This window comes from Bacillus cereus group sp. BfR-BA-01453 (assembly GCF_022662915.1).
GTDB classification, from domain to species: domain Bacteria; phylum Bacillota; class Bacilli; order Bacillales; family Bacillaceae_G; genus Bacillus_A; species Bacillus_A paranthracis.
Genome location: NZ_JAKUEN010000012.1, coordinates 1 through 25472 on the forward strand (window position 1 = coordinate 1; position 25472 = coordinate 25472).

Consider the following 25472-nt stretch of genomic DNA (forward strand, 5'->3'; position numbering starts at 1 on the left):
TTATTAGGCATGAGGCAAAGTCTCCTTTCATTTTAGGTTCTGGATAAACCTAGGGGGTACTTTGCCTTATTTTTTGCCTAAAAATGTTTACACATACTTTTATACATCATCATATATCGACCGTAACTCGAATTATATCAGCGATTTTTCAAATATATCGACTTACCGACACAAATCGACAAAACAAGGGCCCCTTATTCATATAGGGGCCCTTGTTTTATCCAGCTACAGCAGCTAGAATCTCCGGCCATTTCACACTCTCGGTCGAGCGTTCCAATGACCTGCGATTCTGAGCGAGCCGCTTCCGCTTTTACTACTATCCAGTTACGCCTCCTAGACCCTTGCGTCTAAGAACCTTCCCTGCCAAAAGGTAAAAAGCACCTTTTGCAGGAAAGAACCTTAGTCACCGGGTCTAAACAGTCGGCTTCCGCTTTTATTTCACCCAACCGAGCAGCATTTCCCGCACGAATTTGCTTGCTGCGACTGGTGTTTGATCACTATGGTCGTAGACAGGAGCTACTTCTACTAAGTCTGCTCCAACTACATTTATATTTGAATTTGCAATTGCTACGATGGAATCTAATAATTCTTTAGATGTGATACCACCAGCTTCTAACGTTCCTGTTCCTGGAGCGTGAGCTGGGTCTAATACATCAATGTCGATTGTGACATAGACTGGGCGTCCTGCAAGTTTCGGTAATACTTCTTTTAACGGTTCTAATACGTCAAATTTATATAAGTTCATACCTACTTCTTTCGCCCATTCAAATTCTTCCTTCATTCCAGAACGAATTCCGAAAGAATATACGTTTTCCGGACCAATTAAATCACACACTTTACGAATTGGTGTAGAGTGGGATAAAGGCTCCCCTTCATACGATTCACGTAAATCAGTATGAGCATCCATATGGATGATTGCTAAATCCGGATATTTTTTTGCCATTGCCTTAAAAATTGGCCAAGACACTAAGTGCTCACCCCCGAGACCTAGTGGAAACTTATCGGCATCTAAAAGTTTTGATACATATTCTTCAATCATGTCTAAGCTGCGCTGTGCGTTTCCGAATGGTAATGGGATATCACCCGCATCAAAATATTTTACCTCTTCTAGTTCACGATCTAAATACGGACTATATTCTTCAAGACCGATTGATACTTCACGAATACGTGCAGGGCCAAAACGAGATCCCGGACGGTAACTTACTGTCCAATCCATAGGCATCCCATAAATAACTACCTTTGACTCTTCAAAACTTGGATGACTTTTAATAAATACTTTACCTGAATAAGCTTCATCAAAACGCATATTCTTTTCCTCCTTATGTGGAACTTAAGGTATCCCAACCTTTCATTATTTCTCAAATTTGGAGCGAGTTGCTCCTCTTTCTCGATTTACCGGGTCTTCTATTTCATACAAAGAAGACAATTTTCTTTACAGAAGTGTAAATAGCTAGCATGTTCAAGTCTTCTGGACAAACACCTTAAATGAGCTATTTACACTTTATTTGTTCCGTGCGATTCTCTTACTTAATTAAATCGCCAACAAATTTCGGTAATGCGAATGCTGCATTGTGTAATTCTTTTGTGTAGTATTTCGTTTCAATTTCGTGGAAACGCTCTTCACTTACTTGTAATGGATCATGTTTTTTAGATCCGATTGTGAACGTCCAAAGACCGCTTGGGTAAGTTGGAATGTTCGCTGTGTATAAACGAGTAATTGGGAAAATCTCTTTTACATCTTTAAACACAGTTGTAATTAGTTCTGGCGTAAACCAAGGGTTGTCCGTTTGTGCAACGAAAATACCATCTTCTTTTAACGCTTTTGAAATTCCAGCGTAGAAGCCTTTTGTAAATAGGTTTACTGCTGGTCCTACTGGCTCAGTAGAATCTACCATAATTACGTCATATTCATTTTCGCTTTCTGCGATATGTAGGAAACCATCTCCTACTTTTACTTCTACACGCTCATTATCTAATGCACCTGCAATTGATGGTAAGTACTGTTTAGAGTACTCAATTACTTTTCCATCGATTTCAACAAGAGTTGCTTTCTTTACGCTTGGGTGTTTTAACACTTCACGAATAACACCGCCATCGCCGCCACCTACAACTAATACGTTTTCAGGGTTTGGGTGTGTAAATAAAGGTACGTGCGCTACCATTTCATGATAAACGAACTCATCTTTTTCTGTTGTCATAACCATGCCATCTAAAATAAGCATGTTTCCGAACTCTTCCGTTTCGACCATATCTAGTTTTTGGAATTCTGTTTGCTCCGTATGTAATGTGCGGTTAATACGCGCCGTAATCCCAAAATGTTTTGTTTGTTTTTCAGTGAACCATAGTTCCATCGTACAATCACGCCTTTCAATGCAAATTTATAATAGGGACATCATTAATGTCCCCTAACAAAAATAAAACAAAACATCCAAAATGTATAGTTAAAAGTACAAAAATACCGAAAATATATTTTAGTCAGAGGGTTCTAACATATGTGCAGGAAGGGTTTGCACCGTAAAAGGAAAGAAAACCCTTTCTTAAGAAAGGGCCTTTGTCTCTATTTCTACTGGTTTACGAATTGGAATTAGGATCATAATACAACCAACTAACACCACGATTCCACCTACTAAAAACGGACTTTGTGGTGAAACAGTATGACCGATAATTCCTGATAAAATCGGAGCAATTGCGCCACCTAACCAACGAACGAAGTTATAAACACCAGATGTAACAGATCTTTCATAAGGTGAAATATCCATTACATAACTTGTAAATAATGCATTATTTAATCCTGATGCTAATCCTGATAGAACAATTAATACAATTTGTAACCACATAATTTTCACGAAGAATAGTGCAATTAAGAACAGCGCAAATACGAGTAAACTGCCTTTCAACAATGCTTTCGGCTCATATTTCCCTTCTAGCTTATGTGCTAAAATTGCAGAACCGTAAGCTAACGCGAGTCCCCATCCACAAAATACAAAACCTAATTGAATAGCAGATAAATGCATAATAAGTGGTGAATATGCTAACACAACGAAAAATCCGTAGTAGTATAACATTCCTGAAATGGCGCCTTGCATAAACGGCTTATACTTCACCAGGTTAAGCAATTCCCCTACGCCTGCCGCTTTACGCTTCACTTTTCGCTCTGGTTCTTTCACAAAGAAGAAAACTAAAATAAATGCTAAGAAAATTAAAATACTCGTCGCAAAAAATGGGTAACGCCAAGAATGTCCACCTAATATCCCGCCTAATAATGGTCCACCTGCCATTCCTAAACCGATAGCTGCTTCATATAACCCTACTGCTTCATGAACTTCTTTACTTAATGCAATCAATAAAGTCATCGCCGTTGCGAAGAACATCGCATTCCCTAATCCCCATCCAGCGCGGAAAAGAGATAACTGAGCAATCGTTTGCGATATACCGCATATAAACGCAAATACAGTCACGATCGCAAGACCGATTGTCATCATTCGTTTATCACCAAATCTCGATGCAAATATTCCAGCTGGTAACATCATAATTGCCATCGTCAAAATATACGCTGTAAATAACATCTCTACTTGCCAATGCGATGCACCAATCTTTTCAGCAATAATTGGCAAAATTGGATCGACTACCCCTATACCTGAAAAGGCAAGGAAAGTAGCCAACACTGTAATCAATCTCCCTAGTTTTTGTTTGCTCTCCATTTTGATTACTCTCCTTTTGTATTCTCTAAAAATGTCACTGCACGATGTAAGCTGTCTTCAAGTTCTCCCTTTACACGCTGCATTTGCTCCATTTTCTCGTCTAGCGTTTGCACTTGTTTTTCAAGCATCTCTTTAATTTCTTGAATCACTTCACGATCACGGGGATTCTCACTATTTCTTCTTTGCTCCATTCTTTCTTTTAACGATAAAAAATGTTGCATTTCTTGAAGCGTAATCCCTAACACTTCTTTCGCTTCCACAATTCTTTTAATTCTAGCGATATCTTCATCTGTATACAGGCGAATGTTCCCCTCACTACGTTCTGGGGGATGAATTAAACCAATTTCCTCATAATAACGAAGTGTACGTTTTGTTAAACCAACTTGCTTTGTAACTTCATCAATCTTATACATGTTTATTCCTCCCTTCACTCGATTATTACATTTTACGTTAACGTTAACTTTTGTGCAACTGTTAGACTTTTGTAAATGTTTGTCATATTAAATTGTATTTTTTCAAAAGCAGTTTCATAATGAAAGAAAAGAAATGATAAGGAGAATTTCACATGAGTAAACCACTTATTTTCGCTCATCGCGGCGTAAAAGGAACACATCCAGAAAATACGATGATTGCCTTCCAAGAAGCTGAACGCATCGGCGCCCATGGCATTGAACTTGATGTCCACCTATCAAAAGATGGTGAACTTGTCGTAATTCACGATGAAACAGTCGATCGTACAACGAATGATGTAGGTCTTGTCTCTGAAAAAACGGTAGAAGAGTTACAAGCTTTAGATGCCGGCAGCCATAAAGATCCTTCTTTCCATGAAGCAAAAATCCCAACGTTACGCGAAGTATTCATTTGGTTATCTACAACAAAGTTACAGCTCAACATTGAGTTAAAGACAGATGTCATTCACTATCCAAACATTGAAGAAAAAGTTGTTGCTCTCGTTCGAGAATATCATCTTTCTAATCAAATTGTATTCTCTTCATTTAATCACGACTCTGTTTCATTATTAGCAGAAATTGCTCCTGAAATCCCAAGAGCAATTTTATATGATACACCACTTGCTGATCCTATCGCCGAAGCAAAAAATAGAGATGCGACTGGTTTACACCCAAACTTTCAACTACTAACAAAGGAATTTGTTCAACTCGCGCAAAAACAAGGGTATGTTTTCCGCCCTTATACAATTAACGAATACAAAGATTTACAAACTATGATTGATTATGGCGTAGATGTCATTATTACCGATTGGCCAGCACGTGCATTTGAGCTTCTTTCTTAATTGAAGGAGCTCTTTATTTTCGAAATTTCATTGTTTAAAATAATCAAAAACCCTCAATACTAATACAATAATGTTTGTATGAATGAGGGGCTGAAAAAGATGGATCAAACTATGAATCCAAAACTTAAAAAATATAAACGTCTTTTCTTCACCGTAATGTTTTCTTCTGTTCTTTTTTTCGTTTTTTCCTTTTTTGTTATTATTATAGTTGCAAAAATTATGGGACCTCCTCCTGTCGCTGTCCCGCAAACAAGTGTCTTTTATGCTAATGATGACACTGTTATAGGACAAAGTAATGAGATGCAAAAACGATACAATGTATCTCTCAATGAAATTTCTCCTTATGTAAAAGAGGCAACACTTTCTATCGAAGATCAAAGATTCTACAAACATCATGGCTTTGATATGAAGCGTATCGCTGGTGCCATTGTTGCTGATTTAAAAGCGATGGCAAAAGTCCAAGGCGCTAGTACGATTACACAACAGTATGCCCGTAACCTATACTTAGATCATGATAAAACGTGGAAACGTAAACTATTAGAAGCAATGTACACAATCCGTCTTGAAGTGAATTATAATAAAAATCATATTTTAGAAGGATATTTAAATACAATTTATTACGGGCATGGTGCTTATGGAATCGAAGCTGCGTCCCGTCTATATTTTGATAAAACAGCAAAAGAATTAACATTAGCGGAAGCTAGTATGCTCGCGGGTATACCAAAAGGACCTAGTGTCTACTCTCCCTTTTTAAAAAAAGAGCGTGCGAAAGAACGACAATCTCTTATATTAGATGAAATGGTAGAACAAGGCTATATTACGAAGAAACAAGCAGCTTCAGCAAAGAAAGAATCACTAACTTTCGCTTCATTAGATACGAAAAAAGTCGCAGAGGTTGCGCCTTATTTCCAAGATGCTGTACAAGCTTCTCTTCTTCGTGATATCGGATTAGATGAGCAAGCCTTACAAAAAGGCGGCTTGCGTATTTATACAACGCTAGACCCAAAATTACAATCAGTTGCAGAACAAGCTGTAAAAGACCACATACCTGACACGACAAACATACAAACTGCGCTCGTCTCTATGAATCCAAAGACAGGTGAAGTAGCTGCCCTTGTTGGTGGAACTGATTATAATACAAGTCAATTTAACAGGGCTACACAGGCCGCTCGCCAGCCTGGATCTACATTTAAGCCATTTCTATATTATGCGGCATTAGAACGAGGATTCACCCCTGCTACACGCTTAAAAAGCGAATACACCGTGTTCACTTTAGGTGACGGTGTTTCAAAGTATAAACCAAAAAACTATAAAGACTATTATGCAGACGATTTTGTAACAATGGCGCAAGCTCTTGCGGTCTCTGATAACGTATATGCCGTGAAGACCAATTTATTTTTAGGCGAAGACATTCTTACAAAAACGGCGAAGCAATTCGGCATTAAAAGTGCATTAAAAGATGTCCCTTCCCTCGCGCTCGGTACATCTCCTGTAAAACCAATTGAAATGGTTAACGCTTATAGCATGTTCGCAAACGGGGGAAAAGAAGTAAAACCTATTTTCATTCGCCGCATTATGGATCATGAAGGAAATATTTTATACGATGCTCATTTGGAGAGTAAACAAGTTCTTGATAAGAGCAAAGCATTTGTGATGGAAGAAATGATGACAGGCATGTTTAATAAAAAACTAAGCAGTTATGCTGCTGTAACTGGTCAATCAATATTATCTAAACTATCAAGAACCTATGCCGGAAAATCTGGTTCTACTGAAACAGATAGTTGGATGATTGGGTTTACCCCGCAACTCGTAACTGGCGTATGGGTTGGATATGATCAACCTAAATCAATTTCAAACGTAGCAGAACAAGGCTATGCGAAAAGAATATGGACTGATACGATGGAGAAAGGCTTAGATGGACAACCTAAAAAAGAGTTTAAACAACCAAGTGACGTCGTTGCAGTCGATATTAACCCTGAAAACGGGAAAATCGCTACAAAAAATTGTCCAATTTCAGTGAAAATGTATTTTGCAAAAGGTACAGAACCAACTGAATATTGTATGGATCACGTTGATGATAAAGAGGAATTTGAAAAGACAACTGAAGAAAAGAAAAAAACAAGTTGGTGGAAAAAATATCTTCCTTGGTAGAATATCCGGCTATTTCACTGAACGTGGAATAGCCTCCTTGTCGAATTGTTGATATATTTTCATACAACAAGCCAAAATAAAAAGGATGTCTCACTAGTCAACAATCGACTAGTGAGACATCCTTTTCTTTTATTCACTTAATAATGCACGGCGCAATTCTTCGCTAGACTCGTTCCAAATCGCTTCATTATGTTCTTTTAAGAATGTACCAAGTACTTTTTTAGATGATTCGTCCATATGTTCAACCATAATGTGACGCTTCAATGATTTATCCATTTTGTTTACGTGCTCTGGAAGTGACTTATATCCGCGGCGAATTTCACGGTCAACTGTCATTTCACAAGCTGTTACGCCTGCGTAATACGCACCTGTTGCTGTTCTTTCAATCGTTACCCATACAAGCCAGTATGGTTTTCCGTTTGGAACTTCATCTTTATTTGTTAAAAACTTAATACCTTTTTCTACTGTACTACGTGCATGCATCGCACCGATATCAACAAATGCTGTTTTCTCTAGTACATCGACAAATACAGGTGAAATGTTTTCTAGACTTAATGCCCCAACGCCAAAACCACCATGTCCATCTGTTGAATCATTTTTCACGATATTAAAACCGATTTTTTTCTTTTTCTCTGTCATATGTAAATTCCTCCTCACTTAATGATTATAAAAGGCCAAAGATAGGCGCAATAATACTGTTTAAAAATGCAAATACGTATGGAATGACAACATTAAAAATAGGTTGGATTGTGTAATTGCTAAGCGGTGTAATAACTAGAATTAATAAAGCAATTGCCCCATATTTTTCATACTGTGTCATTTTCGCACGAATATTTGTTGGTGCTAAATCCTCCACTACGCGATATCCATCAAGTGGCGGGATTGGTAATAAGTTAAAGACAAGTAAAACGATATTCAACATAATAAAAATCTGGAAAAATTGAGCTAGCGTATCTGCTACTGCAAATGGAATTGAGTCTAATACACCAAATGTTAATAAGCTATACCAAATAATTAAACCGATTGCGCTTAAAATTAAGTTACTAATCGGTCCTGCAATTGAAACTAATATACCTGCAAGACGAGGTCTTTTAAAGTTATATGGGTTAACAGGAACTGGTCTCGCCCAACCAAAACCAAGAATTAATACAGCAATCATCCCGATAGGATCTAAATGTGCCATCGGCGATAAAGTTAAGCGCCCTTGTCTCTTTGCTGTATCGTCTCCAAATTTATATGCTACATATGCATGCGCAAATTCATGCACTGATAATGCGATAATAATGGCCATTGCTACCAAAGGAATTTGGTGCAACGGGTATCTAAATAACTGATCCATATTTCATCTCCTCTTCCATATGTCAAAAAAGAAATTATTTGTTTTTTCGATTGTTCTTCCACATAATCCGCTATAATAAGAGTGTAACTTACATAAAAGGAGCGATTATATATGCCATACGTAACAGTGAAAATGCTAGAAGGACGCACAGAGGAACAAAAGAAAGCTCTTGCTGAGAAAGTAACAGCAGCAGTAAGCGAAACAACTGGTGCTCCTGAAGAAAACATCGTTGTTTTCATCGAAGAAATGTCTAAAAACCATTATGCAGTTGGCGGAAAACGCTTAAGCGACAAATAATTTCAAGTTTTTTCATAAGAAGCAGCCATTAGCTGCTTCTTATTTTTTTCCTTCTAGTAACTCGATGATTCTCTCTTTATATTTTCCTTTTCTTCCATCTTCATAGATTAAATCATGCGGGTAGAATAGCTTTTGATCCCTTCTCTTCTTACCAGTAATCGCCTCAACAATATCCGATTCCCGTGAGAGCTCTCTAAGCTCTCCATTTGGCATAAGAAGTAAGATTGGCAGACGTTCTTCTTCTTCACCAGCACGGTAAAAGTCGTACGGTAAGTCTGATGTTGAATCAACTACTAAATAGTATTCTGGATCGAGTCCAATCTTTTTAAATAAGCTACTTAATTCCATCCAATTATCTAAACCGTGCTTATCTGTAAACTCTACATATTTAAATAGGTTTCGATTCATAAAACGACGGCATAGATCGCTTAAAATTGGATCTTCTTCGTCTTGCCATACTTGGAAGTAATAATACATAACGTTCTCGTCTAACTTTAAATAATCCTCTACTGTTACTTCTTCTTCAAATAAAGAATAGAAATGAACAGGGTGATTTTTAAATGTATAGTACTTCTCGTGCAATGATTTTGCACGGTGTAAAATCTTCGTTAAAATAACTTCAGCACTGCGTGTTACTGGATGGAAATATACTTGCCAGTACATTTGATAACGACTCATAATATAATGTTCAACAGCATGCATACCACTATTTTTAATAACTACTTGATTTCCGTACGGACGCATAACGCGCAGTATACGTTCCATATCAAAGTTTCCATACTTTACGCCAGTGAAATACGCATCTCTTAATAAATAGTCCATGCGATCTGCATCAATCTGACTGGAAATCATGCTAATCGCTAATTTATTAGTAGATGTTTTTGCGATTACATCCGCTACCTTTTGCGGAAAGTCTTTATCCACACGACTTAATACGCGATTAATTTCTGTATCTCCAACGATAATCTTTTGCGTAAATTTCTCATGATCTAATGAAAATACTTTCTCAAACGAATGAGAAAATGGGCCGTGACCGACATCATGAAGTAATGCCGCACATAAGCATAACAATCTATCTTCAGCATTCCAGTTCGGTCTGCCATCAAACACATCATCAATCATACGACGAATAATTTCATATACACCTAACGAATGAGTAAAGCGACTATGCTCTGCACCGTGAAATGTAAAAAATGTCGTTCCAAGCTGCTTAATACGGCGCAAGCGTTGAAATTCTTTCGTTCCGATTAAATCCCAAATAACACGATCGCGCACGTGCACATATTTATGTACCGGGTCTTTAAACACTTTTGTTTCGCTGAGTTTGTCGTTTAAATATACCACCTTCCGACATCCCCCTTTCTTTACTGCATTCTTACTATATATTATAAACGAAATAGGAAACAGAAAGAAATGAAAGACTATATTAATTGCCCTTATATAAAGAAAAAACCACTTTTACCGGAGTAAAAGTGATTTTTTTACACATTATTTCCCTAAAACGAACTCAGCAACTTCATCTAAGATCATTTCTTTACCTAGCGGGAAGTAACCTTTGTTTAAGTCTTCGTTTTTAATTGTAAATACGTGGTTATTTTTAACAGCGTTCATATTTTTCCAAATTGATTCTTCTTGGAATTCTTTTAGACGCTGAGAACCGTCACCAGTCGTAAATACGAATAAGTAATCTGGGTTGTAATCGATTAAAGCTTCTTTTTGTACTTGTACTAAAGGTTTATCAGTTGGTGTACCTTTAACTGCTGGTAATTTTAAATCATTAAAGATTACGCTACCGTAACCGTAGTCACCGTATACGCGGAAAGCGTTTGGATATGCAGCCATTTTCATGAATTTAGCATCGCCAGTTTTCGCAACGATTTTATCATGTAATTTGCTTGCTTTTTCATCATACTGTTTGAACCATTCTTTTGTTTCTTTCTCTTTACCGAAGATTTGACCTACTTCTTCGAATTTTGGACGCCATTGGTCTAATGGAGTTTTTAACATAACTGTAGGTGCGATTTTAGATAATTGATCATAAATCTTTTCTTGACGATTATTTACAAGAATTAAGTCTGGTTTTGCAGCAGCTACTGCTTCGATATTAATTTTATCTCCCCAAGCAGAACCAACTGGTTTTACGTCTTTTAATTTCTTTTCAATATGTGCATCAATTTTTTCTTGAGATGTATTAGCAGTAATAATTGGTTTCATACCAAAGATTAATAATTCTTCTGTTGAACCACTAAGGTCAGCAATTTTCTTTGGATTTGCAGGGATTTTAATTTCCCCTTTTGCATGTTGTACAGTGCGCTCTTCAGTCTTCGCATCTTTCGCATCTGCTTTTTTCTCTTCTTTGTTAGAACAAGCTGCAAATAGTACAGAAGTAACGACTAGTACCATTGCTAATAACGCCATTTTAAAATTCTTCATGTTCCCACTCCTTCTAGCTGTATTTCTCTTATAAGTTACAGTGAACTATAAGAAACAAGGTTAACAATTAATAAATATATATTGATTAATTGTTGCTTATGCCCCGTTCTAACGGGTGTTCAACTTCCTATTTACGAATAAGAAATAAGAGGCTCAACGTCCATTAGAAGCCCCCCTCTTTACGAGGGGGATTCTACTTATGCTTTTTTACGCAATTGATTACTAATCATCGCTAAATCATACGTTAAACAAATTGGCTTACAGTTTACTGGACATGGAACAATTTGAGCTTCAATCTCAAATACACTGCGAAGCGTTTCACTTGTCATCACTTCGTCTGGCGTTCCTTGTTTCATTAACTTACCAGCCTTTAATGCAATCATATGATCTGAGAAACGAGAAGCATGGTTTAAGTCATGGATAACCATAACAATCGTTCTACCTTCTTCTTCATTTAACTTTTTCAATAAGTTTAATACTTCTAATTGATGAGCCATATCTAAGTACGTTGTCGGTTCATCTAATACGAGTAATTCTGTCCCTTGTGCAAGAGCCATCGCAATCCATACGCGTTGACGTTGTCCACCTGATAATGCCTCTGCTGGACGATTTGCGAATTCTGTCATTCCCGTCACTTCAAGTGCCCAATGAATGTAGCGATAATCCTCTTCTTTCAACGTTCCAAATCCTTTTTGATGAGGAAAGCGTCCATATGAAACGAGTTCAAACACAGTAAGGCCAGTTGGCACTTCTGCAGTCTGTGGTAAAATTGCCATTTTCTTTGCGATTTCTTTCGTTGGCTGTTTCTCGATTGCTTTTCCGTCAAGATAAACCGTACCCTTTTTCGCCTTCAAAATACGAGAAGCCGTTTTTAATAATGTGGACTTCCCACAACCATTCGGTCCAATAATTGTTGTAATTTTCCCTTCCGGAATTTCAACTGTTAATCCATCAATAATTAACCCTTCATTATAGCCAACAGATACCGCATCAACTGCTAAAGTTGCCATACAAAAAGCCTCCCTTTATTTTGTCCTCATAAGTAAGTATATGAAATACGGTGCACCAATTACAGAAATAACAAGACCGACCGGTATTTCTGAAGTTGTTAACACACTTCTTGAAATTACGTCTGCGAATAAAAGTAAAAACGTTCCTATTAGTGCAGCCGTAGGCAGCATAATTTGATGTTTACCACCAACAAGGCGCCTCGCTAAATGCGGAGCCATTAAACCGATAAAACCAATTCCTCCAGCAACAGCGACAGATGCACCAGCTAAACAAACTGCAATAAATAATAATTTACGTCTTTCTTTTTCTACATTTACACCAAGGCCAACTGCTGTGGAGTCACCTAGGTTCATTACGTTTAATATGTGAGCTTTACTAATGGCAAGTGGCATGAAAATAACCATCCATGGAAGTACACTTAGTACAAACTTCCAATCTGTGCCCCATAGACTTCCTGCTAACCAAATCGTAGCAAAACGGAAATCGTTAGATGTCATCTTCATAGAAAAAATTAAACTAACAGCACCAAACCCGGCTGCAACAGCGATACCAACCAGTATCAATCGAGTCGATGAAACACCATCTTTCCATGCTAGTAAATAAATAATAACAGCTGCTAATATCGCTCCAACTAGTGCGAAGAACGGAAGAATGAATACAGATAAAAATGTACCAGTTCCTACTTTCCCGAAGAAAAAGTAGACAAAGATAACAACTGTTAATCCCGCTCCAGCGTTAATACCGATAATACCTGGATCAGCAAGTGGATTTCGTGATAACCCTTGCAAAATCGCACCTGACATCGCTAAAGCAGATCCAACTAATATAGCAATGACCATACGCGGCATACGGAATTCAAATAAAATAACAGACTGATCTTCAGCCCCGAGTCCAACCAATGACTTTAATACGTCCATTGGCGGTATTTTAAATGTCCCTGTATTTAAACTCACTAAAAATACAGTAACGATTAATCCTACTAAAATTGTTAAAACCGAAATGTTCTTTTTTGTTAAGGCACTTGTCCTCACATTTTTCCTCTCCCTTCGTTACGTGCTAAGTAGAGGAAGAATGGAACCCCAATTAGCGCTGTAATTGCTCCAATTGGCGTTTCAAACGGCGGATTAATAACGCGAGATAACATATCTGCACATTCAATTAACAGCCCGCCTAAGACCGCAGAACATGGAATAACCCATCTATAGTCTGAGCCTACAAGGAAACGAGTCATATGTGGGATGACAAGGCCAACAAATCCAACCGATCCTGCCATAGAAACTGCCGAACCTGTTAACACAAGAACAAGTACTGTCCCAATAAATTTAATTAATGTCGTATTTTGACCAAGTCCAATCGCAATTTCTTCACCGAAGCTTAAAATTGTAATATACCTCGACATCATAATTGCAATGAAGAGACAAACTAGACCAATCGGTACTAACATATTAATACTTTCCCATTTCACTCCAGCAACTCCGCCTGCATTCCACATACTTACCTCTTGGGCAAGATTGAAATATAGCGCAATTCCAGATGAAATGGCCCCTAATAAAGCACTAATCGCGGCACCCGCTAAAGCTAATTTCACAGGCGTTAATCCACCTGGTGAAGAAGATCCAATTCCATATACAATGCTCGCTCCAAACGCAGCACCAATAAAAGATGCAATAACGAACATTAAATAAGGTGAATTAGGGAAGAATGCATACATAATTGCAATTCCAAATACAGCCCCATCTGTAATCCCCATTAACGATGGTGATGCAAGTGGATTTCGCGTCATACCTTGCATAATTGCTCCTGATACCGCTAAAAAGGCACCTGCTACTACGCCCCCTATTGCTCTAGGCATGCGAAGTTCTTGAATTACATTATGATGCGTAATAGAACCGTCAAACTGAAATACAGCTTGCCATACAGTCTTTAAACTAATATCTGCAGCACCAAACGAAATAGACAGTGCCATGCTTAAAGCTAACAAAATTGTACCTGCTACTAAAATAATAGAAGCAATGAGCGGCCTGCTCTTAATCTCTTTAACATTCACATCTTGCTGTTCTATACTCCTTGCGCTCGCTTCCATCCCTCAACCATCCTAACCAACAACATATGTTTAATTTAATGAAATGAAATTTATTCTCAAATAGCAATAAAAAAATTAAATGAATCAGCCCTTTTCTGATAATGATTCTCAGAATCAGACACCTTCTATTCTACCTATCGCTTCAAAAGACTGTCAACCATTATTTTGAAATACAAATTCATATAGGTCGAGACCTTAATAAATAGATAATGCCTATCTGTCATGAACTATTATCATCACCAGTTAAGCTTTCTCAGAATAGATTCTTCCTCTTATGGGCATAAAAAAAGAAGAGTAATCTGTTCACTCTTCTTTTCCTTACTTATTTAACTTTGCCTCAATTTTTACAATTAATTCGTCTTCTGTTGGCGCTGCAACTGGACGATTATTTACAAATGCGAATGATTTTTTACGGCCAGGGCCACAGTAAGACTGACATCCAACTTCAATCGTTGCACATGAATCTACTTTTTTTAGCTTTGGAATCAGCGTTTTAACGTTCGTTGCCTGACAATCATCACATACACGAAATTCGTTTCCCATTATATAACACTTCCTCTATTTTAAACTTTTCTCAAGTACATTTAAAAATAAACACTAAATGGTATTTTACCGCTCTTTGAAGCTCGTTGCAAGTTTCCTTTCGACGCTCTTTCCTCATATAATGCTACATATTTATATGTTTTCCTACAGCACCTTCCATCATTCTTGGCAAAATTTATCCCGCTTTAATGGGCAGTAAGATCCCCACCTTAAAATTCAGCGAAAGCAAAGAAGTTAGGTGGGGGATGAAGAACCTCCCCACTGATTAAAGTTTCACTTTATACCTCTCATCGAAATCTACCATATTTTTAAAAGCTTTGTATAAAAGCTCACTTTTTTGCCCATTATAAAAATAGGAAGTTCATAAAAAGAAAGGGAGTTGAATCTATGAAAGTAAGACAAGATGCTTGGACGGATGAGGATGATTTATTACTTGCTGAAACTGTACTTCGTCACGTTCGAGAAGGAAGTACCCAATTAAATGCATTTGAAGAAGTAGGAGACAGATTAAATCGTACATCGGCTGCCTGTGGTTTCCGTTGGAATGCTGTTGTTCGCTATAGCTATGAACAAGCTCTTCAACTAGCAAAAAAACATCGTAAAGATAAAATGCGTGCTGCAAGTGGTGAACAAGCGAAAAAACGTTTACTTTATACACCACCAGCTTCAGATTCGATAACTAATTATGAAGAGTTCGTACAAGAGGAATCAATTGTACAATATAAAGAAGCTACTCCATATCAAGAAACTACCGTTCCTACTGCAAAAGGCTCTATGACAATGCAAGATGTTATTTATTTTTTACAAACAGTCGGATCTTCAAATATAAAAGTGACAGCTCTTGAAAACGAGAATACGAGATTGAAACAAGAAATTAAATCACAAATCCTTCGAAATGAAGAACTAGAAAAGAAACTGGAAAAATTAGAAAAACAATCTCATACTGTACAAGAAGATTACGAAACACTTATGAACATTATGAACCGCGCTCGTAAGTTGGCAGTCATGGATGAAGAAGAACGTTCTCAAACATCTTTCCGAATGGATCGAAATGGTAATTTAGAAAAAATTGCAGAATAAAAAGGATGCATTACATGCATCCTTTTTATTATTTCACTTCAACCATATGTGCTTCTTCTACTTTAGAATCCCTCTTTATATCTGGGAAAATCTTTTCCTTTGGATTCTCTTTAAAGGATGCTAAACCAATTGTTTTTACCGGTTCACTTATTTTTGCATATTCTGCATCACTAACAACTGCATACATATCTGTATATTTACGCGCATCACCAATTACTACATTGCCTTCGTACTTCATTTTCTTTCCATCAATTACTACATCTTTTTGTTCCTCTTTAGCAAATACAATTCCAGCTTCATCAGAAATAGCCGGCAATGCTTTAATAGGTTCTACATCTTCTTTCACTACTTTTTTCAGCATGTTTTCCTTTACCATCTTCTCAGCCGTTGTTTTATTCATGATTAAAACCTTTTTCTCATTAACAGTACCTAGTTTAGCTTCAAATTTATTTTGAGATTCAATTTTATCTTTATATTGATCCATTGTTTGTTGAACGCCTGTTTCATCTCCGTACATAACAACACCCGTTGCTTGTGGTGCAATCATATCCATAATAGAACAGCCACTAAATACAGCAGCTGACATAATCGCTACGATTCCTAATTTAACATTTTTCATTTGTATGCCTCCTAAAATCAATAATTACATCTCTTAGTTTAGCCATCTTAGATCATTTAACCAATTCACTTTCCTTACAACAACCTTACAATTCAGGAAGGTTTTCTCTTAAAAACTACTTTCATTATTTTTTGCTATAATAGAGATTGTCATTTTAAAGATAAGGGGTTAGTTATATGAGCAATTCCCGTTCCATTTTATCTCAGCCAGAGTGGCGTATTGTAGATCAGTCTAGTTTGGGACCAACATTCCATGCATTGCAGTCATTCGCAATGGACGACACATTATGCACAAGTATCGGAAATGGTCAATCAGCTGCAACAATGCGTTCTTGGGTTCATCACAATACAATTGTTCTTGGCATTCAAGATTCACGCCTACCGCACTTGGAAGAAGGAATTTCCTTTTTAAAAGAAAACAACTTCAATGTTATCGTTCGTAATTCTGGCGGACTTGCAGTCGTACTTGATGAAGGTGTGTTAAACGTATCGCTTTTATTCCAAGAGACGGAAAAAGGTATCGATATTGATCTTGGATACGATACAATGTGGCATTTAATTCAGGAAATGTTAAAGGATTACGATGTTACAATTGAGGCAAAAGAAATCGTTGGTTCTTACTGCCCTGGTAGCTACGATTTAAGTATTCGCGATCAAAAATTTGCTGGTATTTCACAGCGCCGTATTCGCGGTGGTGTCGCTGTCCAAATTTATCTCTGTGCTACAGGAAGTGGCTCTGAACGTGCCGCACTCGTTCGTGATTTCTACAACCTAGCCATTCAAGGAGAAGAAACACGCTTTACTTATCCTGAAATTGTACCGAGTACGATGGCTTCACTTTCAGAATTACTTGGCGAAACCATTACAGTACAAGATTTAATGATGCGCCTTTTAAAAACATTGCAGCAATTCGCTCCAAAGTTAACACCATCTCAATTAACAATAGATGAAATACCTTTATATGAGACGAATTTACAACGTATTATTGATCGTAATAATAAAGCACTTGGCTTAGAAAAATAAAGACCGTCGCTATTTTAGCGACGGTCTTTATTTCAATTCGTTATAGAATTAAAGCGCTTGAGCTGCTGTAATTAAAGCTAACTTGTACACTTCTTCTTCGTTACATCCACGAGATAGGTCGTTTACAGGCATGTTTAAACCTTGTAAGATTGGTCCTACTGCTTCGAAGTTACCTAAACGTTGAGCGATTTTGTAGCCGATATTACCAGCTTCTAAGCTTGGGAATACGAATACGTTAGCATCACCTTTAATTGTAGAACCTGGAGCTTTTTTCTCAGCTACAGATGGTACGAATGCAGCATCGAATTGGAATTCTCCATCTAGAGCTAATTCTGGAGCCATTTCTTTTGCAATGCGAGTTGCTTCTACAACTTTTTCTGTTTCTGGAGATTTCGCAGAACCTTTTGTAGAGAAGCTTAACATAGCAACGCGTGGATCAATGCCGAATAGTTCAGCAGTTTTCGCACTTTCGATACCAATTTCAGCTAAATCTTGGCTATTTGGTGCAATGTTAATTGCACAATCAGCGAATACATATTTCTCTTCTTCACGTACCATGATGAATACGCCAGAAGTTTTTGTAACGCCTGGTTTTGTTTTAATGATTTGAAGTGCTGGACGAACTGTATCAGCTGTAGAGTGAGCTGCACCACTTACTAAACCGTGTGCTTTGCCCATGTATACAAGCATTGTACCGAAGTAGTTTTCGTCTTTAAGGATTTTGCGAGCGTCTTCTTCAGTTGCTTTACCTTTACGGCGTTCAACGAAAGATGCTACCATTGCATCCATTTCTTCGTATGTAGCTGGATCGTAAATATCAACGCCTGCTAATGTTAAATTCATGCTAGCAGCTTTTGCGCTAATTTCTTCTTTATTACCAACTAAGATTGGTTTTACTAACTCTTCTTTTGCTAAACGCTCTGCAGCGCCTAAAATTCTTTCATCAGTTCCTTCAGGAAGTACGATAGAAATGCCTTTTCCTTGAACTTTTTCTTTTACTGTTGTAAATAAGTTGCTCACGAATAAACCCTCCTACATATGTTAAAAAACTCTATCTTTAAGAATACTTCTTTTCCTCTATATTTTAAACTTATAGCTCCCAAAAAATAGATAAAATAAAAATGATTATATTTTCATAAAATTCAGCCGTTAAATTCACCTTGCTTAAACACTTAAATGTGACAATTTTATGCGCCAAGGTTTTATATAGATGATTTTAAAACTATATATGCTATAGTTAACGTGTAAAACTATCATTAACTGAGGTGAATAGAATGAGTGAAGCAACAACAACGTTAGATGGCTGGTATTGTTTACATGATTTACGTTCTATTGATTGGGCTGCATGGAAAACATTATCTAGCGACGAACGCGGACAAGCTGTGTCTGAATTTTTAAATGTCGTTGAAAAATGGAACGACGTAGCTGCTGCAAAAAAGGGCAGTCACGCAATGTATACAGTTGTTGGCCAAAAAGCTGATATTATGCTTATGATTTTACGTCCAACAATGGAAGAGTTAAATGAAATTGAGACAGAATTGAATAAAACAACTTTAGCTGAATATATGGTTCCTGCATACTCTTACGTATCTGTTGTTGAACTAAGCAACTACCTTCCAGCTGATGAAGATCCATACCAAAATCCACAAATCTTAGCTCGCTTATATCCTGAGTTACCGAAAGCAAATCATATTTGCTTCTATCCAATGGACAAGCGTCGCCAAGGTGATGACAACTGGTACATGCTTCCGATGGAGGAACGTAAGAAAATGATGTACAGTCATAGTAAAATTGGTCGCCAGTATGCAGGTAAAGTACGCCAAGTTATTTCAGGATCTGTTGGATTCGACGATTTTGAGTGGGGCGTAACATTATTCGCTGACGATGTTCTTCAATTTAAAAAGCTTATATATGAAATGCGCTTCGATGAAGTAAGTGCTCGTTATGGTGAATTCGGAACATTTTTCGTCGGAAACATTTTACCAGACGAAAAGGTAGAGAAATTTTTACACATATAAAGTGAAACTTTAATCAGTGGGGATTTTGTTCATTCCCACTGATTATTAGTTGAACCAATCGGGCTTTTACGGGCAGTTGATCGCCTACCTAACTTCCTTGCTTTTGCTTAATTTTGAGGTGGGGATCTTACTGCCCGTTAATGCGGGGTAAATCGTGAAAAAGGAACGAAATTCGTTCCTTTTTTTATTCCCCTCTATATTTCTCCTCAAAAAACTTCTTTTTTCCGCAAATTTGAACAAAAATCGACAAACCCCTTTTAAATACCTTACAAAATTGTAACCTTTCTATATCCAAATTTATGCTAAAATGGTACGAGCTATATGCTAATAACGATGCGAAGGTGATAATGTATATGAAGAAAATCTTGTCTATTTTACTAGCGTTTCTATTGTCAATTTCTTCCTTAGGAGTAACAACATCCCATGCGGAAGAAAAAATACACATTGAGGCAGCTGCTGCACTTCTATTTGATGCAGATACAGGAAAAATACTGCATGAACAAAATCCAGATGAATTACTAGCTATCGCTAGTATGTCAAAATTAATTGTTGTTTATGCCGTGTTAGAAGCAATTAAAGAAGGAAAAATCACTTGGGATACAAAGGTAAATATTTCCGATTACGCTTATGAAGTTTCACGTAATAATGAATTCTCTAACGTGCCGTTCGAGAAAGGACGTCAATATACTGTAAGAGAACTATATCATTCTATCGTTATCTTCTCTGCAAACGGATCTAGTATTGCCTTAGCAGAACTTCTTGCAGGAAGTGAGAAAAACTTCTTAAATCTTGCAAATGAACATGCAAAAAAACTAGGGTTAAAGAAATATAAATTTGTAAACGCTACTGGTTTAAATAACGCTGACTTAAAAGGAAAACATCCTGAGGGTACTGATCCAAATGCAGAAAACTCTATGTCAGCTCGCGATATGGGTATACTTTCAAAAGCAATGATTACAAAGTATCCAGAAATGCTAGAGGATACAAAACAAAGATTTAGAAACTTCCCAGATAATCATCCGAAACCAATTCGTATGGAAAACTGGAACTGGATGTTACCAGGAGCTGCTTTCGCTTATGAAGGTACTGATGGTTTAAAAACCGGAAGTTCTGATACAGCTGGGTACGGATTTACTATTACTGCTAAACGTGGTGATGTACGTCTTATTTCGGTTATTATTAAAACAAAATCAATGGACGAGCGCTTTACAGAATCTCGTGAGTTAATCGAATACGGGTTTAATAACTTCGAAAAACAAAAACTAAAGGTCGATAAAAACAATACACTCTCTGTAGTACAAGGGAAAGAAGACCAAGTCACTGTTGCACCGGAAAAAGAAATAACCGTAATTGCGAAAAAAGGTAGCAAAGATCCTTATAAAATTGGAACTGAAGTTGATAAATCTCTTGCTGAAGATGGTCATTTAGTTGCTCCTATTAAGAAAGGTGCCAAAGTAGGATCGATTACTTTAGAATCAACTGATAAATATGGTTTCTTAGACGGTAGTAAAAGTATGAAAGTTACCGCAAAAACGACAGAAGAAGTTGAAAAAGCAAACTGGTTTGTGTTATCAATGCGCTCTATTGGAGATTTCTTCTCAAACTTATGGTCTAAAGTATTTTAATGATGAAAAGCTAGCTCACGCTAGCTTTTTTTATATTCCCCTCTCAATGTAAAACTTCGTTTGGTTGTCATATCTGAGTCCTTTTTCTCATACGTATGAACTAGTAATTGTTACACACTTCATCTAGAGATAAACCTCTTTCCAAAAGGTATTCCAAAAAGAGAGGTGACACATAATGGGTGTTATTGCTTATAACGAAGAAGATGTTAAGTTATTAGCTAGATTGATGCGTGCTGAAGCTGAAGGAGAAGGACAACAGGGGATGTTAATGGTCGGAAATGTTGGGGTAAATCGTGTCCGCGGAAATTGTTTAGATTTTAAAAAAATACGTAATTTACGTCAAATGGTGTATCAAAACCCTGGTGGTTTTGAGGCAACGCAAAAAGGATATTTTTATCAACGAGCAAGGGAGCAAGATATCGCCTTAGCAAGGCGAACGATTCAAGGACAACGTTTCTGGCCTGCCAACTTTGCCTTATGGTTTTTTAGGCCTGAAGGTGCATGTCCACCAACTTGGTATAACCAGCAAAACTCTGGTCGCTTCAAGAAGCACTGCTTCTTCCAGCCAAATGCTGGGGATTGCCCTAGCATATATTAAGGAATGAAAACAAGGAGGGATTTTTAAATGGCACAGCAACAAAATCCGTATTACGGAACAGGTTTCTATCAACCATCTGGAACTTATGTACAACCGCAACAAATGACCCCACAGCAACAGCAACAACAAGCTGCGCAAGCTCAATATGCTGTTTCTCAAGGTATGTTACCTCTAGAACAGTCATATATTGAAAATATTCTCCGCTTGAACAAAGGCAAGCAAGCCACAGTTGTAATGACTTATGAACGTGGCAGCTCACTTGGTACACAATCGTACACGGGTATTATCGAAGCTGCTGGTCGTGATCATATTGTAATTAGTGAGCCACAATCAGGGAAACGTTATTTACTACTAATGATTTACTTAGATTATGTGGAATTCCCAGAAGAAATTACGTATTTACCTAGTCAACAAGCTACTTATGCTCCAAGACCATAAAAAAAAGCTGGCATATGCCAGCTTTTGTTTTTATAATCCTTTTACAACTGCAGTTCCGACTAAGATCCATGCCACAATAAACGCCACACCACCAAGAGGTGTAATTGGGCCAAAGAACTTAATACCCGTCGTACTTAATGCATACAAACTACCTGAAAACATAATAATCCCGGCTACCATAAGCCAGCCAGCAGTAGTTAAAAGTGATGATTGAATTTTATCCATCAATAAAGCAACTACAAATAGTCCACCTGCATGAAACATTTGATATGTAACACCTGTTTTCCAAACCTCTAACATTTTTGCAGAAACTTTATTTTCTAAACCGTGTGCTCCGAAGGCCCCTAACGCAACAGATAGCCCCGCTGCAATACAACCTAGTAAAAAGAAAATTTTCATCTTAATTCCCCTTTTTTACTTTTATCATAAGCAATTTTTTCATATAAGCCAAACGATTTATCCTCTAAAAATCAAATAAAGAATTACCGTTTGCATCACTTTCTTTTATATATACTGGCTCATTAGAAACCGGTACAATTGGTTGCATCGTGATTGGTTTTGATCCAATTATTTGTGATTGAACTTGTGGCTCTCTATACGTAGAAGATTCAACTTGCTCATCTAATAATAAATCACATAAAGCACGCACAACTAATACATGTTCTTTTGATTTTTGTCCTTCACTACTTTTTGCCTTTGCAATTTCATTCGCCATTTTATTTAAAATCTTATCGCTTGATATTTGCATCCCTTATCACCTCATACTTTGTAGTTCGTTCTCAAATTGTCCCAGCTTCTCTACTGAACCAAATACTATTATCATATCATGTTCTTGCAACTTTTCCTGCCCCGTTGGATTATGTATAACATTCCCATTTCTCAAAATCGCTAAAATTGTTACATCAAATTGATTTCTAACATCACTCTCTAATAATGATTTATTAGCTAAAATAGAGCCCTCACCGACTGCAATTTCTTCAATTACAAATGACTGCTCCACGCCATACAGTACTGTATCAATATAATGAACTGTTAGCGGATTCGCAATACCTTTTGCAATATGAATCCCTGCCATACTAGATGGATTAATCACCTTATTTGCACCAGCCCTCTTTAATTTGTCTTCGGTTTCTGGTTTTTCTGCTCTTGCCACAATTTTAATTGCATCGTTTAATCCTCTTGCAGTTAACGTAATAAATACATTTTCAGCGTCATTTGCTACGATAGCAACTAAACCAGCTGCCTTTGAAATCCCAGCATGATGTAACACTTGGTCTTCTGTTGCATCTCCATGTACATATAAAAGCTTTTCCTTCTCTAATATGCTTTCATCCTTATCCACGACGACAAATGGAATTTTCTTTTCTTGCAATTCATGTACAACTTGAAGCCCTACTCTACCGCAACCACATACGATAATATGATTTTGTAACTGTGCTATTTGTTTATCCATCTTCTTCCTCCGTACTGCATGAAATAGGTTCCCTTCAATAATCATAGCTGCCACTACACCGATTGCATACGTAACGATACCGACTCCAATCGGTATGATAAGGAGCGCAAAAACTTTTCCTGCCTGTGTTACAGGAATGGCATCTCCGTATCCAACAGTTAATACAGTAATCATCGTCATCCAAAATGCTTGAAACAAACTAATCTCTTCAATCGTCATAAATCCTAGCGTTCCTAAAATTACAACAAAAGTCATACATATAACTGCTATCCATAATTGCTTACGTGCATTCATATCATGTTTCAACTCTTTTCTCTATCTACAATCTTTGCCAGTGGAAATGAAATACATATATACTAGATACGGAATCTATGAAAGAGGTTGATATAATGAAAACATTTCTTTCCGCCTTACAATGGGCACTATTTATTTTAGCTGGGAGTCTTATTGTACCAATTAGCGTCGCAACTAGTTATGGTCTTGATGGCGCTGAAGCTATCGCATTCGTACAAAGAACATTATTTGTTCTAGGCTTTGCTGGTCTACTGCAAGCTATATTTGGGCATAAACTTCCTATTCAAGAAGGTCCTGCTGGCCTTTGGTGGGGAATTTTCTCCCTATATGCAAGTTTAGGTGTCGTATTATTTGGATCAAACAATGAGACACTTAAAGTTCTTCAATATGCTTTCTTATTAAGCGGTATCATTTGTATTATTCTTAGCGTTTTTGGACTTATCGATAAACTCGTTCGCTATTTTACACCGACAGTCATTGGAACGTACTTATTTCTTCTTGTTGCACAACTTAGTGGTTCCTTCTTAAAAGGAATGTTCGGCCTGGATGGAAAACATACAGAAGTACAACCTAACGTATTTATTCTTTCACTCATTGTTATTTTACTATCCTTTTTCATCATGAAGCTACCTATTATCGGACAATATTCTGTTCTTTTCAGTATCGTCTGTGGCTGGATATTATTCGCATGCTTCGGATTATCTAATCCAATAACACCAGTGACAGATATAATCCGTTTTCCATCCTTATTTGTTTTCGGAATGCCTCGTGTTGAATGGAACATGGTAATTACGGTCATTTTCGTTACACTCTTACTTCTAACAAATATGTTAGCAAGTATTCGCGTTGTACAAAAGGTTGTCTCTAAATATGAAGAAAATGCCGCATCAGATCGTTTTAAACAGGCCGGTATTATAACAGGAATCAATCAATTACTAGGCGGCCTGTTTTCGGCTATCGGACCTGTCGCTATTTCTGGATCAGCAGGTTTTATTGCAACGACTAATATTTATAAACGCCTCCCATTTATATTAGGGTCAAGCTTTATTATTGTCGTTAGTATATTCCCAAAGATCACTTCATTCTTTGCGGCAATCCCAGTTGCAGTTGGTTATGCTGCCATTTATCCTGTATTTGCAAGCATGATCGGTCTCGCCTTTCGAGAATACGAAACGGTACAGGATAAAGAACGATTATTTAAAGTAGCAGGTCTGTCAATCTTCACAGGAATTGGGGTTATGTTCGTTCCAGCAGGAGCATATTCCACGCTTCCACCATTTCTAGCTTCATTCCTAAGTAATGGTCTCGTTCTTGGGGCTGTAATGGCAATCTTACTAGAAATACTATTTTCTCGTTCGACAACAAAACAAGTATCGTAAATTGGAAAACTTCCATTATTGCACTCTATCTTTAGAGTTGTTACGATAATGGTAAAGTGAAAACTAATTAGGCATTAGCGGTATAAATTATCATGGG

The 25472-nt window shown here is 37.2% G+C and carries 27 protein-coding genes; 10 read left to right on the forward strand and 17 right to left on the reverse strand.

The features are described 5' to 3' along the window. Positions 1 to 433 precede the first annotated feature (433 nt). The 4 genes from speB to MR070_RS20235 form a co-directional block, all read right to left on the reverse strand. Positions 434 to 1306, reverse strand: coding sequence for an agmatinase (gene speB / locus MR070_RS20220; RefSeq protein WP_001209831.1), 873 nt, complete (start codon positions 1304 to 1306; stop codon positions 434 to 436). A 217-nt stretch (positions 1307 to 1523) separates the two neighbouring features. Continuing rightward, positions 1524 to 2351 carry a polyamine aminopropyltransferase gene (gene speE, locus MR070_RS20225; protein WP_000424698.1) on the reverse strand — a complete coding sequence of 276 codons (828 nt, stop codon included), beginning with the start codon at positions 2349 to 2351 and terminating at the stop codon, positions 1524 to 1526. A gap of 186 nt (positions 2352 to 2537) precedes the next feature. After that, positions 2538 to 3701: an MFS transporter gene (locus MR070_RS20230; protein WP_074608057.1), complete on the reverse strand. Its 1164-nt coding sequence runs from the start codon at positions 3699 to 3701 to the stop codon at positions 2538 to 2540. Between the two features lie 5 nt (positions 3702 to 3706). After that, on the reverse strand, positions 3707 to 4114 hold the full coding sequence (locus MR070_RS20235; protein WP_000276568.1) for a MerR family transcriptional regulator: 408 nt from the start codon (positions 4112 to 4114) through the stop codon (positions 3707 to 3709). A gap of 152 nt (positions 4115 to 4266) precedes the next feature. On the opposite strand from MR070_RS20235, the gene MR070_RS20240 reads away from it, so the two are divergent. Beyond that, on the forward strand, positions 4267 to 4992 hold the full coding sequence (locus tag MR070_RS20240) for a glycerophosphodiester phosphodiesterase (protein ID WP_000042760.1): 726 nt from the start codon (positions 4267 to 4269) through the stop codon (positions 4990 to 4992). 99 nt (positions 4993 to 5091) lie between these two features. Continuing rightward, complete coding sequence (locus MR070_RS20245) at positions 5092 to 7143, forward strand: transglycosylase domain-containing protein (RefSeq protein ID WP_044791901.1); 2052 nt, start codon at positions 5092 to 5094, stop codon at positions 7141 to 7143. 129 nt (positions 7144 to 7272) lie between these two features. Here MR070_RS20245 and MR070_RS20250 read toward each other — a convergent pair whose 3' ends face one another. Beyond that, a complete protein-coding gene (locus MR070_RS20250; protein WP_000136688.1) occupies positions 7273 to 7782 on the reverse strand; it encodes a YwhD family protein in 510 nt (169 codons plus the stop codon). A gap of 25 nt (positions 7783 to 7807) precedes the next feature. Next, complete coding sequence (locus tag MR070_RS20255) at positions 7808 to 8482, reverse strand: site-2 protease family protein (protein WP_000372461.1); 675 nt, start codon at positions 8480 to 8482, stop codon at positions 7808 to 7810. A gap of 111 nt (positions 8483 to 8593) precedes the next feature. Between MR070_RS20255 and MR070_RS20260 the strand changes: the two genes are divergently transcribed. Further along, the gene (locus MR070_RS20260) at positions 8594 to 8779 is read left to right on the forward strand and encodes a 2-hydroxymuconate tautomerase (RefSeq protein ID WP_001147171.1); all 186 of its coding nucleotides are present in this window, start codon (positions 8594 to 8596) and stop codon (positions 8777 to 8779) included. Between the two features lie 39 nt (positions 8780 to 8818). Here MR070_RS20260 and MR070_RS20265 read toward each other — a convergent pair whose 3' ends face one another. From MR070_RS20265 to MR070_RS20290, 6 genes are all read right to left on the reverse strand, one after another. Further along, on the reverse strand, positions 8819 to 10123 hold the full coding sequence (locus tag MR070_RS20265) for an HD domain-containing protein (protein WP_000262739.1): 1305 nt from the start codon (positions 10121 to 10123) through the stop codon (positions 8819 to 8821). Between the two features lie 144 nt (positions 10124 to 10267). Continuing rightward, positions 10268 to 11212 (reverse strand): ABC transporter substrate-binding protein, encoded by a 945-nt coding sequence (locus tag MR070_RS20270; RefSeq protein ID WP_000787739.1) that lies wholly within the window; start codon positions 11210 to 11212, stop codon positions 10268 to 10270. Positions 11213 to 11409: 197 nt separating this feature from the next. Beyond that, positions 11410 to 12222 carry an ABC transporter ATP-binding protein gene (locus MR070_RS20275; RefSeq protein WP_000212064.1) on the reverse strand — a complete coding sequence of 271 codons (813 nt, stop codon included), beginning with the start codon at positions 12220 to 12222 and terminating at the stop codon, positions 11410 to 11412. 15 nt (positions 12223 to 12237) lie between these two features. Then, positions 12238 to 13254, reverse strand: coding sequence for a FecCD family ABC transporter permease (locus MR070_RS20280; protein ID WP_001260491.1), 1017 nt, complete (start codon positions 13252 to 13254; stop codon positions 12238 to 12240). Further along, on the reverse strand, positions 13251 to 14306 hold the full coding sequence (locus MR070_RS20285) for a FecCD family ABC transporter permease (RefSeq protein ID WP_000388276.1): 1056 nt from the start codon (positions 14304 to 14306) through the stop codon (positions 13251 to 13253). Before MR070_RS20285 ends, MR070_RS20280 begins: the two co-directional genes overlap by 4 nt. Positions 14307 to 14624: 318 nt before the next feature. Next, entirely contained in the window at positions 14625 to 14849 is a 225-nt protein-coding gene (locus MR070_RS20290) for a YuzB family protein (RefSeq protein WP_000526077.1), read from the reverse strand. A gap of 387 nt (positions 14850 to 15236) precedes the next feature. Here MR070_RS20290 and MR070_RS20295 point away from each other — a divergent pair, with 387 nt between their 5' ends. Beyond that, positions 15237 to 15929, forward strand: a complete 693-nt coding sequence (locus MR070_RS20295) for an RsfA family transcriptional regulator (protein ID WP_000868375.1) — start codon at positions 15237 to 15239, stop codon at positions 15927 to 15929. Between the two features lie 28 nt (positions 15930 to 15957). On the opposite strand, the gene MR070_RS20300 is transcribed toward MR070_RS20295, so the two are convergent. Beyond that, complete coding sequence (locus MR070_RS20300) at positions 15958 to 16548, reverse strand: lipoprotein BA_5634 family protein (RefSeq protein WP_000800129.1); 591 nt, start codon at positions 16546 to 16548, stop codon at positions 15958 to 15960. Positions 16549 to 16724: 176 nt separating this feature from the next. Here MR070_RS20300 and lipL point away from each other — a divergent pair, with 176 nt between their 5' ends. Beyond that, positions 16725 to 17570, forward strand: coding sequence for an octanoyl-[GcvH]:protein N-octanoyltransferase (gene lipL / locus MR070_RS20305; RefSeq protein ID WP_000071956.1), 846 nt, complete (start codon positions 16725 to 16727; stop codon positions 17568 to 17570). A gap of 48 nt (positions 17571 to 17618) precedes the next feature. Here the strand turns inward: lipL and pta are convergent, their stop codons facing one another. Then, positions 17619 to 18590 carry a phosphate acetyltransferase gene (gene pta / locus MR070_RS20310; RefSeq protein ID WP_000067214.1) on the reverse strand — a complete coding sequence of 324 codons (972 nt, stop codon included), beginning with the start codon at positions 18588 to 18590 and terminating at the stop codon, positions 17619 to 17621. Between the two features lie 254 nt (positions 18591 to 18844). Here pta and hemQ point away from each other — a divergent pair, with 254 nt between their 5' ends. From hemQ to gerQ, 4 genes are all read left to right on the forward strand, one after another. Next, the gene (hemQ, locus tag MR070_RS20315; RefSeq protein WP_001287585.1) at positions 18845 to 19588 is read left to right on the forward strand and encodes a hydrogen peroxide-dependent heme synthase; all 744 of its coding nucleotides are present in this window, start codon (positions 18845 to 18847) and stop codon (positions 19586 to 19588) included. A 347-nt stretch (positions 19589 to 19935) separates the two neighbouring features. After that, positions 19936 to 21213: a serine hydrolase gene (locus MR070_RS20320; protein WP_197225600.1), complete on the forward strand. Its 1278-nt coding sequence runs from the start codon at positions 19936 to 19938 to the stop codon at positions 21211 to 21213. A 175-nt stretch (positions 21214 to 21388) separates the two neighbouring features. Further along, positions 21389 to 21811: a cell wall hydrolase CwlJ gene (gene cwlJ / locus MR070_RS20325; RefSeq protein WP_000538156.1), complete on the forward strand. Its 423-nt coding sequence runs from the start codon at positions 21389 to 21391 to the stop codon at positions 21809 to 21811. 27 nt (positions 21812 to 21838) lie between these two features. Next, positions 21839 to 22249 (forward strand): spore coat protein GerQ, encoded by a 411-nt coding sequence (gerQ, locus tag MR070_RS20330; RefSeq protein ID WP_242261918.1) that lies wholly within the window; start codon positions 21839 to 21841, stop codon positions 22247 to 22249. Between the two features lie 30 nt (positions 22250 to 22279). On the opposite strand, the gene MR070_RS20335 is transcribed toward gerQ, so the two are convergent. From MR070_RS20335 to MR070_RS20345, 3 genes are all read right to left on the reverse strand, one after another. Continuing rightward, on the reverse strand, positions 22280 to 22648 hold the full coding sequence (locus MR070_RS20335; RefSeq protein WP_000688322.1) for a DUF423 domain-containing protein: 369 nt from the start codon (positions 22646 to 22648) through the stop codon (positions 22280 to 22282). A 64-nt stretch (positions 22649 to 22712) separates the two neighbouring features. Further along, positions 22713 to 22997, reverse strand: coding sequence for a YwdI family protein (locus tag MR070_RS20340; RefSeq protein ID WP_242261919.1), 285 nt, complete (start codon positions 22995 to 22997; stop codon positions 22713 to 22715). Between the two features lie 6 nt (positions 22998 to 23003). Beyond that, entirely contained in the window at positions 23004 to 23996 is a 993-nt protein-coding gene (locus MR070_RS20345) for a potassium channel family protein (RefSeq protein ID WP_242261944.1), read from the reverse strand. Between the two features lie 95 nt (positions 23997 to 24091). On the opposite strand from MR070_RS20345, the gene MR070_RS20350 reads away from it, so the two are divergent. Next, positions 24092 to 25375, forward strand: a complete 1284-nt coding sequence (locus MR070_RS20350; protein WP_000847024.1) for a purine/pyrimidine permease — start codon at positions 24092 to 24094, stop codon at positions 25373 to 25375. Positions 25376 to 25472 lie beyond the last annotated feature (97 nt).